Source organism: Pedobacter sp. ok626, from assembly GCF_900100435.1.
Classification (GTDB): domain Bacteria; phylum Bacteroidota; class Bacteroidia; order Sphingobacteriales; family Sphingobacteriaceae; genus Pedobacter.
This window is the reverse complement of the sequence record NZ_FNEX01000002.1, coordinates 199,495-216,061: the sequence shown is the minus strand read 5'-3', so window position 1 is coordinate 216,061 and position 16,567 is coordinate 199,495. Positions and strand designations below refer to the sequence as shown.

Sequence of the window (16,567 nt, the reverse complement as noted above, 5' to 3'; positions counted from 1 at the left end):
TTGTTTTAAATGATCAGATTTAATTACCTTTGACGCGGATTCGGGATAGGTTTACCTGATTTTGTTTTAAAATAGAGCTAACATATAATATAAAAAAAATGAATTTTCCATCAGAATTAAAGTACACAAAAGATCACGAATGGGTTAAAGTTGAAGGTAATGAAGCTTTTATCGGTATTACTGATTTTGCACAGCGTGAGTTAGGTGATATTGTATATATTGATATCAACACTGTAGGTGATGAAGTAGGTAAAGATGAAGTATTCGGTACTGTTGAGGCGGTTAAAACTGTTTCAGATTTATTTATGCCAGTTACAGGAACAGTATTAGAAATCAATGCTGCCTTAAATGATAATCCTGAGTTGGTAAACTCTGATCCTTATGGTCAAGGATGGATGGTAAAAGTTACTGTCGCTGATGCATCACAAGTAGATGGTTTGTTAACTGCGGATGCTTACAAAGCACTAGTAGGAGCCTAATAAATGAGCATATTTGGACAATTAAAGTATCAGATCTGGGCAGTGCTATGGACTATTGTCATTGTTGCAATGTGTTGCATGAAGATGCCTTCTGGCGCTGGCGGTGGTTTCTTTTTTGAAGGCTTTGATAAATTTGTCCATATGGGCTTCTTTTTTGTGTTAACTACACTCTTGTTCTATGGCAAGATTAAATATCAACACAATTATAGTTTTAGCTCCCTAACGATCTTTAAAATCATTGTAATTACTGCTGCTTTAGGTGGTGGAATAGAATTGTTACAATGGAAGATTTTCACTTACCGATCTGCCGAATGGTGGGATTTTGGTTGTGATATGATCGGAGTATGTATGGGCGTTTTTAGCTATGTATTATTACATAAATCAAATTATGCAAAGACTGATCATTAAGCTAGGTGTTTTGTTGTTGGTTTGCCTGGTAAGCAGTTGCAGTGTTTTTAAAGGAGGCTGCAAATGTCCAAAGGTGAGTTATAACAATTATCCCAGGCGATAGTTTATTCTTTGAAGTTACTGCTTCAATTGTGCATAAAATGACCAAATAAAGACGGTATAGGATGGCTTTCCTATACCGTCTTTATTTGGAATTATTATAAATTAAGTCTAAATTGCACCCCTATCATACCACTCAGTAAATCATAGGTCTATCCTTTAAAAATGAAGCTCAGTGGTTGATTTATAAAAACCTTAATATAGATGAAACTTTCACAGCTTAATCCAGGAGAACAAGGAACTATTGTAGCATTTACAGATTTAGAGATGTCTCTAAAATTAATGGAAATGGGTTGCTTGCCGGGCGAAATTGTAGAAGTTGAAAGGTTTGCCCCACTTGGTTGCCCAATTGCAATTCGGGTGGCAGGCTATCAGCTTTGTTTACGTAAAAGTGAAGCATCTGTTATTATAATACAATAGTGATTTGGGAAGAGATATAAAAATTGCCTTAGTTGGTAATCCCAATACTGGAAAATCTACACTTTTCAATCTCCTTACTGGATTAAATCAGAAGATTGGAAACTTTCCGGGGATTACAGTAGATAAAAAAATAGGTTACTGCAAATTGAGCAGTGGTAAGCAGGCCGAGGTTATAGATTTACCCGGTACATATAGTCTATATCCGAAAAGCAGGGATGAGAGTATTGTTTTTCAGGTATTAGCAGATAAAAATAATTCAAGTCATCCCGATATAGTCGTATTGGTAGCCGATGCTACTAATCTGAGAAGAAATTTATTACTTTACACACAGGTAGCTGATTTGAAATTGCCTGTTGTTTTGGCCTTGAACATGACAGACATGGCCAAAAAAGAAGGGATTGAAGTTGATATTGATAAGCTTTCGCAAAGATTAGGTATCCAGGTTGTTGCTATATCTGCCAGAAGTAATTCAGGCCTTGATCAACTAAAGGAAGCCATCAGCAATACCACCAAAATACCTACTCAGGCTGAAGGGGCCGATGTTCATGTACTAGCACCTGAGGCGATAGACCTGGCCAAGAAACATTTAAAATCAGACAATGATTATTTTGCATTGCAAGTGCTTCATCAATATGAAACGCTTGAGATTTTTTCTGATATAGACAGAAATGTATTTGATCAGATTAAAAAGGAGCATCATTTTGAATCGTCTAAATTACAAGCCGCCGAAACAATAGCTCGTTACCGCTATTTGGGCACTATATTAAGCGGTATAGTAAAAGACACAGGTGCAGCGAAGAAATTTGTCTTTAGTGATAAAATTGATGCTGTACTAACCAATCGCTTTTGGGGCTTTATTATTTTCATTGGTATATTATTCTTCATTTTCAATTCGATTTTCTCCTGGTCTTCGTACCCGATGGAGTTGATTGAATATACTTTTGTATGGCTTACTGAATATGGTCATCAACATCTTCCCGAGGGGATATTAACCAATTTGTTTTTGGATGGTATACTTGCAGGTTTAGGTGGTGTTGTGATTTTTATTCCGCAGATCGCTATCCTTTTTGCATTTATTTCTATTCTGGAAGATACCGGTTATATGGCCAGGGTGACTTTCATGATGGATAAAATTATGCGGAAGTTCGGATTGAGTGGTAAGTCTGTAGTACCTATGATCGGCAGTCTGGCTTGTGCCGTCCCTTCCATCATGAGTGCAAGGAACATTGAAAGCTGGAAAGACAGGATCATTACTATTATGGTTGCTCCGCTGGTAAGCTGCTCTGCCAGATTACCGGTATATACCTTATTGATAGGATTAGTTGTGCCCGAAAAAATGATTTGGGGCTTTATCAATTTGCAAGGCTTAACATTGATGGGTATGTATGTCATTAGTATTGTTACTGCAATATTGGTGGCCTTTGTAATGAATTTTCTGATCAAAGCTAAGGAGAAATCATACTTTATTATGGAGTTGCCAGTATACCGGAAACCACGCTGGAGCAATGTACTGTTTACGATGTACGAAAAATCTAAAACGTTTGTTGTAGAAGCGGGTAAGGTGATTATTGCTATTTCAATTATTCTTTGGGTACTGGCTACTTATGGTCCACCTGCGCGTTTTGCGGAGATAGATAAAAAATACGCAGCCATCGAAGCGCAGAAAGATAGTGTGCAGATTAGCACACTGGAAAGAGATAAAGCTGCTGAAAGATTAGAAAACTCTTACGCAGGAATATTGGGGCATACCATAGAACCTGCGATTAAGCCTTTAGGATTTGACTGGAAAATCGGCATTGCTTTGATCACTTCATTTGCAGCCAGAGAAGCTTTTGTGGGTACTATGGCGACTATTTATAGTGTTGATGGGGGAGATGAAGAGGTCGCCACGATAAGGAACAAAATGAGGGGTGCTAAGAATGCGGAAACGGGATTGCCTGTATTTACATTTGCTACAGCATTTTCTTTAATGTTGTTTTATGCTTTCGCGATGCAGTGTATGAGTACGGTAGCGGTGGTTTATCGGGAAACTAAATCCTGGAGATGGCCGGTTACACAGCTCGTCTATATGACTTCACTAGCCTACGTAGCGAGTTTAATTGCTTATCAGCTTTTAAAGTAATTTAGCTATATTGTGAGGGTGGAAAAGGAGAAAGTCTTATCACAATATATGCCTGTAGATGCGGCACCAATCATAGCGAAATGGATCGATTATTTCCAATGTGAGTTTAAGATCGCCAAAGGAAGAGCTACAAAGCTTGGCGATTACAGGCATCCTTATAGAGGAGCAGGTCACAAGATTTCAGTGAATAATAATCTTAACGTTTATGCATTTCTGGTGACTACCGTTCATGAATTTGCGCATCTACTTACCTGGAACGATCATAAAAATAAGGTGAAGCCACATGGAACTGAGTGGAAGTATAATTTCAAAAGAATGATGGTTCCCTTTTTGGAGCAAAACATTTTTCCTGATGATGTTAAACAAGCGATCGTTAGTTATTTAAGTAACCCTACTGCCGCTAGTTGCACAGATTTAAAGTTATCACGTGCCTTAAAAAAATACGACCAATTATTAAACGGTTCAAGATTGGAAGAACTTCCTTTGAACGCCGTTTTTACCATCAAAGATGGAAGACAGTTTAAAAAGGGTGAAAAGCTGAGAAAAAGATATCGTTGTGTTTGTCTGGATAATGGAAATGTTTACCTGTTTAACCCCCTTGCAGAGGTGATGTTGGAGGCCACAGGCTCTTAATAAGCCAGTAGCCGTTTAACAGTATCTTGCAGGCGGCTTTTCGCAAGAAAGTCATCTTCCAAAGCTTTACTCATTGGAATTGCGGTATCACTGCTTGCGCAGCGCATTACTGGTGCGTCTAGGTATTCAAAGCAATGTTCAGAGATCCACGCAGCCAGTTCTGCACCAAAACCACAACTCAAGGTGTCTTCGTGTAAAATAAGTACTCTCCCCGTTGTTTTGACTGCATTTGCGACCGCTTCTTTGTCCCAGGGCTGCAAACTTCGTAAATCTACTAAAGTCGCTGAGCGGTCTGGATTTTCGTTTAAATAAGATAAAGCCCAATGCACACCTAAACCATAGGTAATGATGCAGAATTGTGCCCCTTGTTTTAAAACATTCGCTTTGCCGATTTCAAGTGTATAGAAACCTTGTGGAACCGGGCCACTTAAGCTCCTGTATAAATATTTATGTTCAAAATAGATGACTGGGTTCGGGTCTTCGATAGCAGCGAGTAAAAGACCTTTGGCGTCCTGAGGGAAAGCAGGATAAACAACCTTTAATCCAGGTGTTTTAGTAAACCAAGCTTCGTTACTTTGGGAATGGAAGGGTCCTGCACCGGTACCTGCACCCGTAGGCATTCGGACCACTACATCAGCTTTTTCACCCCATCGGTAGTGGGTTTTTGCAAGGTTATTGACGATTTGGTTGAAACCACAAGTGGCAAAATCGGCAAATTGCATTTCCATCATCGCTTTATAGCCATTGATAGAGAGCCCTAGGGCTGCTCCGACGATCGCGGATTCACAGATTGGGGTGTTGCGGACTCTCTCCTTTCCAAACTCCTGTACAAACCCATCTGTAATTTTAAAAGCACCGCCATATTCTGCAATATCCTGCCCCATTAATACCAGATTTTTGTGCTTTTGCATGGCAACTTTTAATCCATCTGATATTGCATCCAGATAGCGCATTTCTGTTTCGGCTTCGGTGGGCGTTATGGCTGTCGAAACGTAAGGAAAATACATGTCCAGAAGTTCTTCTTCGGTATTTACCTCGGGCTCATCTTCATTAAAAGCATTTTCAACATCTTGCTCAATTTGGCTTTTAAACCTCTCTTTTATTTCAGCTATAGATTCAGGGCTGAGGATCCGTTGTTGCTGCAGGTACTCTTCAAAATTGTTAACCGGGTCTTTTGTGGCCCATTCCTCAAATAATTCCTGAGGTACATATTTTGTTCCGGAGGCTTCTTCATGGCCACGCATTCTGAATGTTAAACACTCGATGAGTACTGGTTTTGGATCTTCTCTCATGCGGGTAGCAACCTGATTGATCAGGTCATACACTTCCAGAATATTGTTGCCATCTACCTGATGGCCTTCAATTCCATAACCAATGGCCTTATCGACCAGATTTTTGCATTTAAATTGCTCGTTGATTGGCGTAGACAGTCCGTAGCCATTGTTCTCTATTAAAAAGATGACTGGCAGGTCCCATACTGCGGCAACATTGATGGCTTCATGAAAATCACCTTCGCTGGTGGCGCCTTCGCCTGTAAAAACTAAAGTTGCTTGTCTCTTGTTTCCAATTAAATCAGCCAGTGCAATGCCGTCGGCAAGTGCCATTTGAGGTCCTAAGTGAGAGATCATCCCGATAATGCGGTGCTCTTGTGTGCCGAAGTGAAAAGAGCGATCTCTGCCTTTGGTAAAGCCAGAAGCTTTACCTTGCCATTGGGCCATTAATTTTGTGAGTGGAATGTTTCTGGAGGTAAAAACACCCAGATTTCTGTGCATGGGAAGGATGTATTCTTCATTGTGCATAGCAAGGGTACTGCCTACTGCAATCGCTTCTTGTCCAATACCTGAAAACCATTTCCCTATACGACCCTGACGAAGTAGGATGAGCATCTTTTCCTCTACCATTCGAGGGTAAAGTAAGCGTAAATATAAATTTAACAGCGTTGCATTATCCTTATCTTTTCTGTCGAAGGTCATGGTTAGAGGTTTTTATTTCCCTTATTTTTTTCCTCGTATAATTTAGCAAAAGATTTAGGGGCAACGGTCGGCATTTCCCGATATTTTCCCGCAGTCTTTTTAAAGAGGTATTTAATCAGGAAATTCTTGAATTTTCCGCCAAACCAATCCATCCTTGATCTTTTTAGCATTCCGGTTTTCCAAAGTTTCCAGCCAATTTCTTCTTTTTTAGTATTCTCGTGTGTCTCTGCAGCATCCCTTCGGTTTAGCAAAAGCATTTTGTGGATGTCGATTTTAACAGGGCAAACTTCAGAACATTTTCCGCATAAGCTGGAGGCATAGCTCAAATGTTTGAACTCCTTCATTCCCTTTAAATGCGGAGTAATGATGGAACCAATTGGGCCGCTGTAGGTAGTGTTATAGGTATGGCCACCAATGTTTTTGTAAACAGGGCATGCGTTTAAGCAGGCCCCACATCTGATGCAATACAAGCCTTGACGTTGGTCTTTTTGCGCCAATAAGTTGGTGCGGCCGTTGTCTAGCAGGATTACGTACATTTCTTCCGGACCATCGGTTTCTTCACCCTGCCTAGGACCACTTAATATGGTATTGTATACCGTTAAGTTTTGTCCGGTGCCATGACTGGCAAGAAGTGGCCAGAACAAATCGAGGTCGGTCATCGAAGGAATGATCTTTTCAATGCCTACAATAGCGATATGGATTTTAGGGAAGGTGGTACAAAGTCTTGCATTCCCTTCATTTTCTGTTAATGCAATGCTCCCCGTATCTGCGATCAGGAAGTTTCCACCACTGATTCCAATATCTGCATTAAGGTACTTTTCTCTCAAAAGCTCGCGTGCTTTTTGGGTAAGTTGTTGCGGTGTATAATCTAGTGGCGTACCAAATTTCTCATGAAACAGCTTAGCAATGTCCTCTTTGTTGAGGTGCATTGCAGGAGTTACAATGTGGTATGGTGGCTGTCCAAGTAGTTGAACAATGTATTCTCCCAAATCACTTTCTAACGACTCTATCCCATTTTCTCCCAGAAATTCATTAAGATGAATTTCTTCGGTAGTCATGGATTTTGATTTGATTACGGTTTTGCCACCGCTTTTTTTGATGATACTAAGGATTTCTTTTTGAGCTTCTTCGGCGGTGTTGGCCCATATTACTTTGCCGCCTCTGCGTTGGAAATTGGATTCGAACTCAGGTAAAAATTTATCCAGGTTTTCCATCACCCGCCATTTAATTACATGAGCCTTCTTTTTGGAGTTTTCCAGGTTTTCGAATTTAGACAAACCTCGCTCAACGGCAGTATTGTATTTGCCGATATTATAATTGATAGTTGTGCGATGCCCTAAATCAAAGGCCTTCTCATCTGCCTTTGCCAAAAATTCCTCAGATACCTTCATATGCTTCCAAATATAAAAATAATTAAGTTTAGGACTTGCATGTTAGGTTTATATTACCCTCTGTTTACCGGATATCCCAAATTTGGGGCATAAAAAAACCTGCCGAATAGGGCAGGTTTTAAAATATTTAGGGAATGGTCTATTTTTTATTTTTTTCTGCTTTGACCATTTCTGTTCCAGCAAGTAAAAATGCGCCTAAACCATGAGTGTCATTTAATTCGGTTGGACGAGTATAGTAAAATTTAAGTGCTTCATCCATGTTCGTACCTATGCAAACGTCCTGCATCTGACCGTCGGGAGTGATTTTGGTCACTAGCCCTTTCCAACCTTCATTTGCTATTGAAATATACTTAGGGTTAATCCAGCCTTCATTTACAGCATGTGCAACCGTATAAACATACATTGCGGTAACTGATGTTTCCAAATAAGAATCAGGTTTGTCTAGCAATTGGTGCCATAATCCGGTCTGGTCTTGATAACGGGCAAAGCCAGAAATCTGACGTAACAATAGTTTAATTAATTCCGGTCTTTTAGGGTGATTAGCTGGTAGGTTATCCAGTAATTGTGCCTGCGCAACAGCCAACCAGCCATTGGCGCGACCCCAATGGCCTACACCCTGAAGATCTACATCTTCATAATAGTTATGGAAAAATAGCCCTGTTCTAGTGTCATAAAGGTATTTGTTAAAATTTTCTACCTGTTTAATGGCATCGTCAAAATATTTGGTGTCTCCGGTAACTTTACCCATCCTGGCCAGTAATGGAACACTCATAAACAGGTCATCTGCCCACATGGTTCTGTAACGCGGATTTGGACGCGATAATGTCCCGTCGGCTAAGCGAAGTTGCTTATTAGAGATATAATCGGCCGCCCTTTGTAAATAGGCTTTATATTCCGGTTTATTGGCCAATGCGTTTACATCTGAAAGTCCCGCTCCCATGGCGCCACATGCATCCAGGTTGGTGATGTTAAAAACAGCCCCAAACTCCGTTTTAGGAGTCTTTGCTTTATACAAGGTTTCAAAATACCCAAGATTGCCAAATATGAATTCAAAGTTATGCAACGAATAGTCTGAGTATTTTTTATCTTTCAGTACATCCGCCATTTGCATCATACCGATGGTTAAAACGCCATTTACGTACATCCATTTATTAAACTTACTCGCTACTTTTACATCTGGAGAGGAAGCCAATCCTTTAGTAGATTCGTAAGTCTCATTTGTTTTTGTATTTACAAACTTAAATGAAGTGTTTTGGATGATATTATCCGCTACTTTTCGGACAACGGCTTCAGTGTTGCTGTCCTGTGCAAAGACACTGGTTGTTCCCATTAAGGCGGCCAGGAGAAAGGTATATTTCATAGTTATTTCTTTGTGTTTTTGGCACGTAAGGTTTTTACCTCTGCAGCTAAAATTCCTCCGGCGTTATTGCCAAAGCTGTTTCTAACGAATGATAGTACATCAGCAATCTCCTGATCTGTTAGGAAATTATGCGGAGGCATAATATTGGTGTAAGTTTCTCCATCAATTTCTTCACCAGTAGACAGCCCATTAAGGATTATGTTGATCAGTCTGGTTTTGTCGCCCAATACGTAAGAGGTTTTTGTCAATGGTGGGTTCATATTTGGAACGCCAGCACCATCTGCCATATGGCAGGCCAAGCAATATTGACCATATATTTTCTTTCCGTTGGCCATCACCGCTCCCGTCACCACCTTAGGCTTTGCTGCAGGTGCTTTTTTACCTTTTGTTTGAGCAGATAATTTTATACCCCCTGTTGTTAAGATCAATAAGATTATTAAAACTCTTTTCATGCTATTCTATTATTTCTTGGTGTAAACGATGCGATAGATTGTTCCTTTGGCATCATCTGTTACATAAAGAGAACCATCAGCGCCTTGTGCAAGTCCACATGGGCGGTGATCTGCTTTATTCATGGCCGCTTTTTCAGGTGTGCCAGCAAAGTTATCTGCAAAAACTTCCCAGTCTCCATATGGTTTTCCGTTTTTAAATGGTTGGAAAACTACGAAGAAACCTTTTTGAGGTTCAGGTGCACGGTTCCATGAACCATGGAAAGCGATGAAGGCTCCATTTTTATACTTTTCAGGAAACATGTTTCCGGTATAAAATAGCAATCCATTAGGCGCCATGTGTGCAGGGTAAGCAACTGCCGGGTCGATATATTTAGAATCAGCTTCTTTTTTCTTGTCGCCGCCATACTCAGGGGCTACAATTTTTTTGTGTTGTAAGCCGTCATAGTACATAAATGGCCAGCCTGCATTGTCGCCTTTTTTTAAAGCATATAAACACTCTGCTGGTAATTCTGCAGATTCTTTCGTATCGTAAATTTCTGGCCATGAGCTGTTGAGGTTATCCCGACCATGCTGCATTACAAATAGTTGGTTGTTTTGTTGATTCCAGTCTAAACCCACTACGTTCCTTAATCCTGTCGCATAAAGTACACCCTCGCCGTAGCTTTGGTTTAGTTTATCTTTTTTAAACTGCCAGATTCCTGCTGCTGAGTCTAACAATGGACATCCTGGGATACCAGGAGACCTTAAGCCCCGATCTTGTTCCTGACAAGAGTTTGAAGGCACACCGATGTTTACATACAGGTTTCCATCATTGTCCAGTACAATAGATTTTGTTTCGTGCTGACGGCCCATCTTTAAACCTTTAACAATGGTTTCAGGATTATTTGGATCAATTACCTCGTTCTTGTCATTTAATTTATACCTAAATACTTCTTTGTTAGAAGAAGCATACAGGTATCCATCTTTCATATAGATGCCAGTACCACCATAATTGCCAAAGCCGCCGGTGATTTGAGCTCTGCCATCGCTATTTTCCTTAAGTACGATAATTCCCTTTTCGTCTTTTACTCTAGCCAGCTTTACATAGATTGTACCTTGAGGGGTAACTACAATATGCCTTGCTTTAGCACCTAAATCAGCCACTTTTAAAGCCCCAAATCCTTCAGGTAGCTTTAAACCTACATTGTCTGCATCTGGCTTAGGGCCACCTAAAGCGGAGATATCTTTAAATGCATAAAGGGTAAAAAACACGAGTGCGCTAAGTAAAACAGGTATTAATAGTATTTTTTTCATTGGTTGTTTATTAAAAGGTTAAGAAGCCAAACAATTTTATAATTGACTATTTAAAATTATCATTTCTAAACCGGTTTTATCATTAGTTAGCGTAATAAAGCAGTTGCACACCAAAGGATAGGCGCCTGACCATGCAAATCTCCGATGTTTCTTTTACGGTCTAAATAATACTGTAAGTCATTTTTCTTGTTTGTGCCTTCACATACCTCAGTTATGTCGTTGTTCTCATTGATGTATGTGATCAATTTAAGCCAGGCTTTACGTGCTGCTTTGCCATAAACTTCTTTATCTAACCAACCATTTTTTACACCTGTGATCATGGCGAAAGTAAACATTCCGGTTGCTGAAGTTTCTGGCCATGATTCTGGTTTATCAATCAATTGACGCCACATGCCATCTTCAGCTTGATATTTTAGCAAGGAAGCCATCATATCCTTATAACCTTTCATAATTCTGGTGTAATTAGGATTTGTTTTTGGTAGCGACCTTAATAATTCGGCCATTCCAACTGCCATCCAGCCGTCTCCACGTCCCCAGTAAAAAGGAACATCAGGTGCGTGATAGAACAGTCCATTAGGTTTTTGCAATTGATCCAGGTAAAAGACCATTTCTTTAGCAGCGCGGTCTATGTATTTTTGATCGCCTGTAGCTCTGTAGGCCTGAGCTTGTAAAGCGGTAATCATAAACATATCATCAATCCATAAACGGGTTTGCCAGGTGTAACCTTGGTCATAATAACCTTGTGATTCCTTGACTACTCTTGGGCCTTCTGGTGGTCCCCATTGCTTATCGGCTATTGAAAGGCCTAGATCCAGGTATTTTTTATCTTTGGTTTGTATGTATAATTCTAAGGGAACTGAACCGAATACGCTATAATCTACATGGTCGGGTACAGGAATCATTTTAGCTTCAGCTCCAAATAGTGGCTCAAAACGTACTTTTAATTTTTCTACGAGCTTTGCATCTTTACTTTCTTTTGCAAATGTTAATGCGCCATACCAGGTACAGGTTTCTGGATAGGTAATCACTTTTGGTGGGCCAGGCCTGTTAAAATTGGTATGGGGAGTTTCATTAAAATGATAAGCTACTTTTGTCCCAATTTCTTTTGGTGAAGCTCCCTTTGGCCAGTTTTTTAAATCCGCATCTTTGGATTGTGCATAAAGATTGGCTTGTCCCATTACGGTTAGGGCGGAGGCTAGACAGGCAATACCTAAAATAGAGTTTTTGTTCATAATTGTCGCTTTGTAATGAGCTTTGGTATACTTATTTGGTTGATTGTGCAAATTAAAGTTAGCTTTAATTTGATGCTTTAAAAATGCCCCAATTACCAGCGACGCTATATTGTGGCATTTTGAGCCGTAATTTGGGGTTAATGGTAAGATCGCTTAGAACTTAGCTAAATTGGGACAGTATTTTTTAGCCTATTATTATTCAATTGCATTAGTAAATTAGTGTTTTGAAATACTGATTTAATTTAAATGCACTATTATTTAACCTTAAAATTAACATTGTATGAAGAACTATCTTAGTTTGGCTTTTATAATTGCTTTATCTATAAACGCCAAGGCACAACACCGACTGGAAAAGCTTTGGGAGACGGATAGCGTAGTTAACCTTCCTGAATCTGTATTGCCAGATACAAAGAATAAAATACTGTACACATCGGTAATGGGTAATAATCCAAATGATAAGGATGGTATAGGTGGGGTGGCCAAAATCGGAATGGATGGAAAGGTGATTGATTTGAATTGGATAACAGGGTTGAACTCGCCAAAAGGATTGGCAAGGATTGGCAATGTGATGTATGCTGCAGATTTAACCGATGTGGTGCTGATCGATATTGCAAAAGGAAAAGTGACCTTAAAGATACCAATAGATAGTGCGAAGTTTTTGAATGACATTACGGTTAGTGATAAGGGTATAGTGTATGTTTCTGATTCGAGAACCAAACGCATTCATAAGATAGAAAACAATAAGCCTTCTGTATATATGGAAAACATAAGTGGTGTAAATGGATTAAAGGCTATTGGAAAGGATTTATTCATTGCGGGGGGAAAGACCATATGGAAAGCGGATGCGCAAAAGAACATAACCAAGCTGGCAGAATTGCCTTTTGGTGGTGATGGTTTAGAGCCTGTGGGGAACGGTGATTTCTTGTTCACCAGTTGGGGCGGTTATGTATATTATGTTTATGCTGATGGTAAGCACGACTTGTTGTTGGATACGCATTTAGAGAAAAAAAATACGGCTGACCTTGGCTATGATCCGATCAAAAAAATCTTATATATCCCTACTTTTTATAAGAAAACAGTAATGGCGTATCAGCTTAAATAGTTAACAAATATTTTATACAAAAAGCTCGTGTTCATAATTTAAAAACTTGAAATTAGATACCTGGTTAAATAAATTAGGTTAGCAATACACACATTTTAAATTATGGAATCAAGAAGAGCATTTATTAAAAAATCATTGTTGTTGTCCGGTGCTGCAGGGCTTTCCACCATGCTCCCAGCATCGATACAGCGGGCGCTGGCTATCGACCCAAAATTGGGAAGTAGCTTTCTCGATGCTGAGCATATTGTAATTCTGATGCAGGAAAACAGGTCGTTTGACCATTGTTTTGGTACGCTGCAAGGTGTAAGGGGATTTAATGACCCAAGGGCAATAACACTTCCAAACCAAAAGCCGGTATGGATGCAAACCGATGCGCTTGGAGATACTTACGCTCCATTTCGTTTAAATATTAAAGACTCTAAAGTTACCTGGATTGGTTCATTACCCCATTCAAGGGCCAGTCAGGTTGATGCTTATAACGGTGGGAAATATGATAAATGGTTAACTTCCAAGAAATCTGGAAATAAAGCTTATTCGGGAATGCCACTTACTTTAGGTCATTACACTCGTGAGGACTTGCCTTTTAATTATGCAATGGCTGATGCCTTTACGGTATGTGATCAGAATTTTTGCTCGGGCATGACCAGTACTACGCCTAACCGATCGTTCTTTTGGACGGGTAAGATTAGTTATGATCTGGATGGCCTGCAAAAAGTAAACATCAGAAATGATGACTTCAGTTATGGAAAGCTCCCTTGGAAGGCTTTTCCCGAAGTGCTGGAAGAGAACAATGTTGCATGGGGCTTTTATCAGAATGATTTGAGTTGTGGGGGTGGATATAAAGGTGAGGAACGTGCCTGGTTAGGTAATTTTGGATGTAATTTATTAGAGTTTTTTACCGCTTATAATGTCAAGTTCTCATCAAGATATATTACAAATCTCCAAAAATTAGTAGAAACCCTTCCTGAAGAAATTAATAAACTGCAAGAGGCAAGTCCTTCGAGTGATGCCGCAGCTAAAAAGATAAATACGGATTTGAAAAAGAAACTGGAGGCGCTGGATAATGCTGCTTCGGAATTAAAGAAATGGAGCCAGGAGGAGTTTGATAAGTTATCTGATCGACAAAAGACTTTGTTTAAAAGTGCTTTCCTGATTAATTCTGGTGATCCGGATTATAGAGATATCACTAAGCTGACCTATCAGGAGGGAAATACGAAAAGAGAGGTAACTGTACCTAAAGGTGATGTGTTGCATCAATTCAGAAAAGATGTAAATACAGGTAAACTTCCTGCTGTTTCCTGGTTGGCCGGACCTCAGAATTTTTCTGATCACCCAAGTGCGCCATGGTATGGAGCATGGTATGTTTCGGAAGTGTTGGATATCCTAACCAAAAACCCTGAAGTATGGAAGAAAACAATCTTTATCACTACCTACGATGAGAATGATGGTTATTATGATCATGTACCGCCATTTTCTATTCCAGATGCTAAGGTTCCAGGGACAGGTTTAGTTTCGAAAGGAATTGACACAGAGGTGGAGCATGTAAGGTTAGCAAATGAATTGAAACAGGGAATCCCTGAAAAGGCGGCGAGAGAAGCACCTATTGGATTGGGCTTTAGAGTTCCTATGCTGATTGCTTCGCCTTGGAGTAGAGGTGGTAGAGTTTGTTCAGAAGTTTTTGATCATACCTCGACCTTACAGTTTCTGGAAACGTTTTTTAGTAAGAAGCTTAACAAAGATGTCAGAATAGATAACATTAGTGAGTGGCGTAGAACCATCTGCGGTGACTTGACCTCGGTATTTACTCCTTTTAATGGGGAGAAGATAGATAAGATTAAGTTTCTTGACCGCAATGATATGGTTGAGACTATTTATAACGCGAAGTTTAAAGCTGATCCATCTGGATTTAAGAAAATAACGGATGCTGACTTGTCTAAGTTTGCAGCAAATCCACAGACTAGTGGATTGATGTCGAGTCAGGAGAAAGGTATTCGGCCTTCTTGTGCTTTGCCATATGAATTGTACGCGGATGGCAAATTGCAGGATAATAAACAGCAGTTTGAAATAAAACTAAAAGCAGGAAATAGTGTTTTTGGTAAAAATGCTTCTGGTGCTCCATTTACTGTTTATGCACCTGTGAAGTTTACCGATCCGTCGGCCGAGATAGGTGCACAGGTTTGTAGAAACTGGTCATTTGGGGTTAAAGCGGGAGATACTTTAACTTATAGTTGGCCCCTGGATGCTTTTGATGGGGGTAAGTATCACCTCAGAGTTAATGGGCCTAATGGTTATTATCGTGAATTTAAAGGCACGAATAACAATCCGGGGCTAGGGCTCCTTTGCACGTATGAGCGTAATGAGGCAAATGGTAAGCTGACAGGCAATGTGTCATTGAAATTGGTAAACACGCATACCTCGAAGGATTATGAGGTCTCCATTAAAGATTTGGGCTACCACAAGCCTGATCTTAAAAGGAAGATAGCAGCAGGAGGTAATGTCGAGCTTGTGCTGGATTTAAAACAGAGTCACGGTTGGTATGATTTTAATGTTTTGGTTGTCGGAGCGGATCATTTTGAGCAAAGATATGCAGGCAGGGTAGAAAATGGGCTTGCGAGCTTTAGTGATCCAGTGATGGGTGGAATTGTTTAGATTATTTGCCAATGATAAATAAGTTTGTTTAAATTGGTAGAAACAATAAAGAGCGATCAGTTATGGCTAAAGAACATCAATATCAAGCGACACTTACATGGGCGGGCAACAAAGGCTCGGGGACAATGGACTACAGGTCTTACGACAGAAGTTATATTATTTCGATCGAGAATAAGCCTGATATAATGGGATCATCAGACTCCGCATTTCTTGGTGATAAAACAAAACATAATCCTGAGGATCTTTTATTGGCTTCTTTATCGTCTTGCCATATGTTATGGTATTTGCACTTATGCTCGCAAAATGAAATCATTGTGATGGATTACAAAGATACGCCCATAGGCAAGATGACTGAAAACCCAGATGGAAGTGGCCATTTCAATGAAGTTGTGCTGAACCCGGTAGTAGTAATCACAGACGAAAGCCAAATTGAAAAGGCAAACGCATTGCATGATCAGGCACATAAGATGTGTTTTATTGCCAATTCTTGTAATTTCCCGATTAAACATAATCCTAAAAGTATTGTAGAACGTGGCTAATTGCCGGCTATACCCAAATAGATAATTCTTGGGCCTTGGTCCGAAAAAGCAATATGTAAAATATGCACATTGCTTTTTTTATATAGATTCTTTAAAAAAAGGGCATAAAAAAAAAGCCGGATGTTTATCCGGCTTTCGTGGGAAATGAGGGGTTCGAACCCCCGACCCCCTCGGTGTAAACGAGGTGCTCTGAACCAGCTGAGCTAATTTCCCTTCGATTCTACTCTTTTTGTTTTGAAACAGCTGAGTTGCTGTTTTGGTGGGAAATGAGGGGTTCGAACCCCCGACCCCCTCGGTGTAAACGAGGTGCTCTGAACCAGCTGAGCTAATTTCCCTTTGGTTCTGCTCTTTTGTCTATAAAACTAGCTGAGCAATGCTGTTGTATTTTTATCAAGGATCCCCTCGATTTGGGATT

Annotated in this window: 14 protein-coding genes and 2 tRNA genes; 8 read left to right on the top strand and 8 right to left on the bottom strand. The window is 39.9% G+C overall.

The window, feature by feature from the left end; genetic code table 11:
* Window positions 1–98: 98 nt before the first annotated feature.
* From gcvH to BLS35_RS03100, 5 genes are all read left to right on the top strand, one after another.
* Window positions 99–479: a glycine cleavage system protein GcvH gene (gcvH, locus tag BLS35_RS03120; protein ID WP_090777701.1), complete on the top strand. Its 381-nt coding sequence runs from the start codon at window positions 99–101 to the stop codon at window positions 477–479.
* A 3-nt stretch (window positions 480–482) separates the two neighbouring features.
* Entirely contained in the window at window positions 483–887 is a 405-nt protein-coding gene (locus BLS35_RS03115) for a VanZ family protein (protein ID WP_090777699.1), read from the top strand.
* A gap of 303 nt (window positions 888–1,190) precedes the next feature.
* Window positions 1,191–1,406 carry a FeoA family protein gene (locus BLS35_RS03110; protein ID WP_090777697.1) on the top strand — a complete coding sequence of 72 codons (216 nt, stop codon included), beginning with the start codon at window positions 1,191–1,193 and terminating at the stop codon, window positions 1,404–1,406.
* A 4-nt stretch (window positions 1,407–1,410) separates the two neighbouring features.
* Window positions 1,411–3,528 (top strand): ferrous iron transport protein B, encoded by a 2,118-nt coding sequence (gene feoB, locus BLS35_RS03105; protein ID WP_090777694.1) that lies wholly within the window; start codon window positions 1,411–1,413, stop codon window positions 3,526–3,528.
* An 18-nt stretch (window positions 3,529–3,546) separates the two neighbouring features.
* Window positions 3,547–4,161 carry a SprT family zinc-dependent metalloprotease gene (locus BLS35_RS03100; protein WP_254778626.1) on the top strand — a complete coding sequence of 205 codons (615 nt, stop codon included), beginning with the start codon at window positions 3,547–3,549 and terminating at the stop codon, window positions 4,159–4,161.
* On the opposite strand, the gene BLS35_RS03095 is transcribed toward BLS35_RS03100, so the two are convergent.
* The 6 genes from BLS35_RS03095 to BLS35_RS03070 form a co-directional block, all read right to left on the bottom strand.
* Window positions 4,158–6,134, bottom strand: coding sequence for an alpha-ketoacid dehydrogenase subunit alpha/beta (locus tag BLS35_RS03095; RefSeq protein WP_090777690.1), 1,977 nt, complete (start codon window positions 6,132–6,134; stop codon window positions 4,158–4,160). The two genes, BLS35_RS03100 and BLS35_RS03095, sit on opposite strands and share 4 nt — an antisense overlap.
* 2 nt (window positions 6,135–6,136) lie before the next feature.
* Window positions 6,137–7,525, bottom strand: coding sequence for a LutB/LldF family L-lactate oxidation iron-sulfur protein (locus BLS35_RS03090; protein WP_090777688.1), 1,389 nt, complete (start codon window positions 7,523–7,525; stop codon window positions 6,137–6,139).
* A 139-nt stretch (window positions 7,526–7,664) separates the two neighbouring features.
* Window positions 7,665–8,885 carry a glycoside hydrolase family 88/105 protein gene (locus tag BLS35_RS03085; protein ID WP_090777686.1) on the bottom strand — a complete coding sequence of 407 codons (1,221 nt, stop codon included), beginning with the start codon at window positions 8,883–8,885 and terminating at the stop codon, window positions 7,665–7,667.
* Window positions 8,886–8,887: 2 nt separating this feature from the next.
* On the bottom strand, window positions 8,888–9,337 hold the full coding sequence (locus tag BLS35_RS03080; protein WP_090777683.1) for a c-type cytochrome: 450 nt from the start codon (window positions 9,335–9,337) through the stop codon (window positions 8,888–8,890).
* 9 nt (window positions 9,338–9,346) lie between these two features.
* Window positions 9,347–10,630 carry a PQQ-dependent sugar dehydrogenase gene (locus BLS35_RS03075; protein ID WP_090777681.1) on the bottom strand — a complete coding sequence of 428 codons (1,284 nt, stop codon included), beginning with the start codon at window positions 10,628–10,630 and terminating at the stop codon, window positions 9,347–9,349.
* Between the two features lie 86 nt (window positions 10,631–10,716).
* On the bottom strand, window positions 10,717–11,862 hold the full coding sequence (locus tag BLS35_RS03070) for a glycoside hydrolase family 88/105 protein (RefSeq protein WP_090777679.1): 1,146 nt from the start codon (window positions 11,860–11,862) through the stop codon (window positions 10,717–10,719).
* Window positions 11,863–12,142: 280 nt separating this feature from the next.
* On the opposite strand from BLS35_RS03070, the gene BLS35_RS03065 reads away from it, so the two are divergent.
* The 3 genes from BLS35_RS03065 to BLS35_RS03055 all read left to right on the top strand — a co-directional run bounded on the left by BLS35_RS03065 (window position 12,143) and on the right by BLS35_RS03055 (window position 16,152).
* Entirely contained in the window at window positions 12,143–12,964 is an 822-nt protein-coding gene (locus tag BLS35_RS03065) for an SMP-30/gluconolactonase/LRE family protein (RefSeq protein ID WP_090777677.1), read from the top strand.
* A 102-nt stretch (window positions 12,965–13,066) separates the two neighbouring features.
* Entirely contained in the window at window positions 13,067–15,613 is a 2,547-nt protein-coding gene (locus tag BLS35_RS03060) for a phosphocholine-specific phospholipase C (protein WP_090777675.1), read from the top strand.
* 62 nt (window positions 15,614–15,675) lie between these two features.
* Window positions 15,676–16,152 (top strand): OsmC family protein, encoded by a 477-nt coding sequence (locus tag BLS35_RS03055; RefSeq protein ID WP_090777674.1) that lies wholly within the window; start codon window positions 15,676–15,678, stop codon window positions 16,150–16,152.
* Window positions 16,153–16,290: 138 nt separating this feature from the next.
* Here BLS35_RS03055 and BLS35_RS03050 read toward each other — a convergent pair.
* A tRNA-Val gene (locus BLS35_RS03050) sits at window positions 16,291–16,365 on the bottom strand.
* Between the two features lie 44 nt (window positions 16,366–16,409).
* Window positions 16,410–16,487, bottom strand: a tRNA-Val gene (locus tag BLS35_RS03045).
* Window positions 16,488–16,567: the final 80 nt, after the last annotated feature.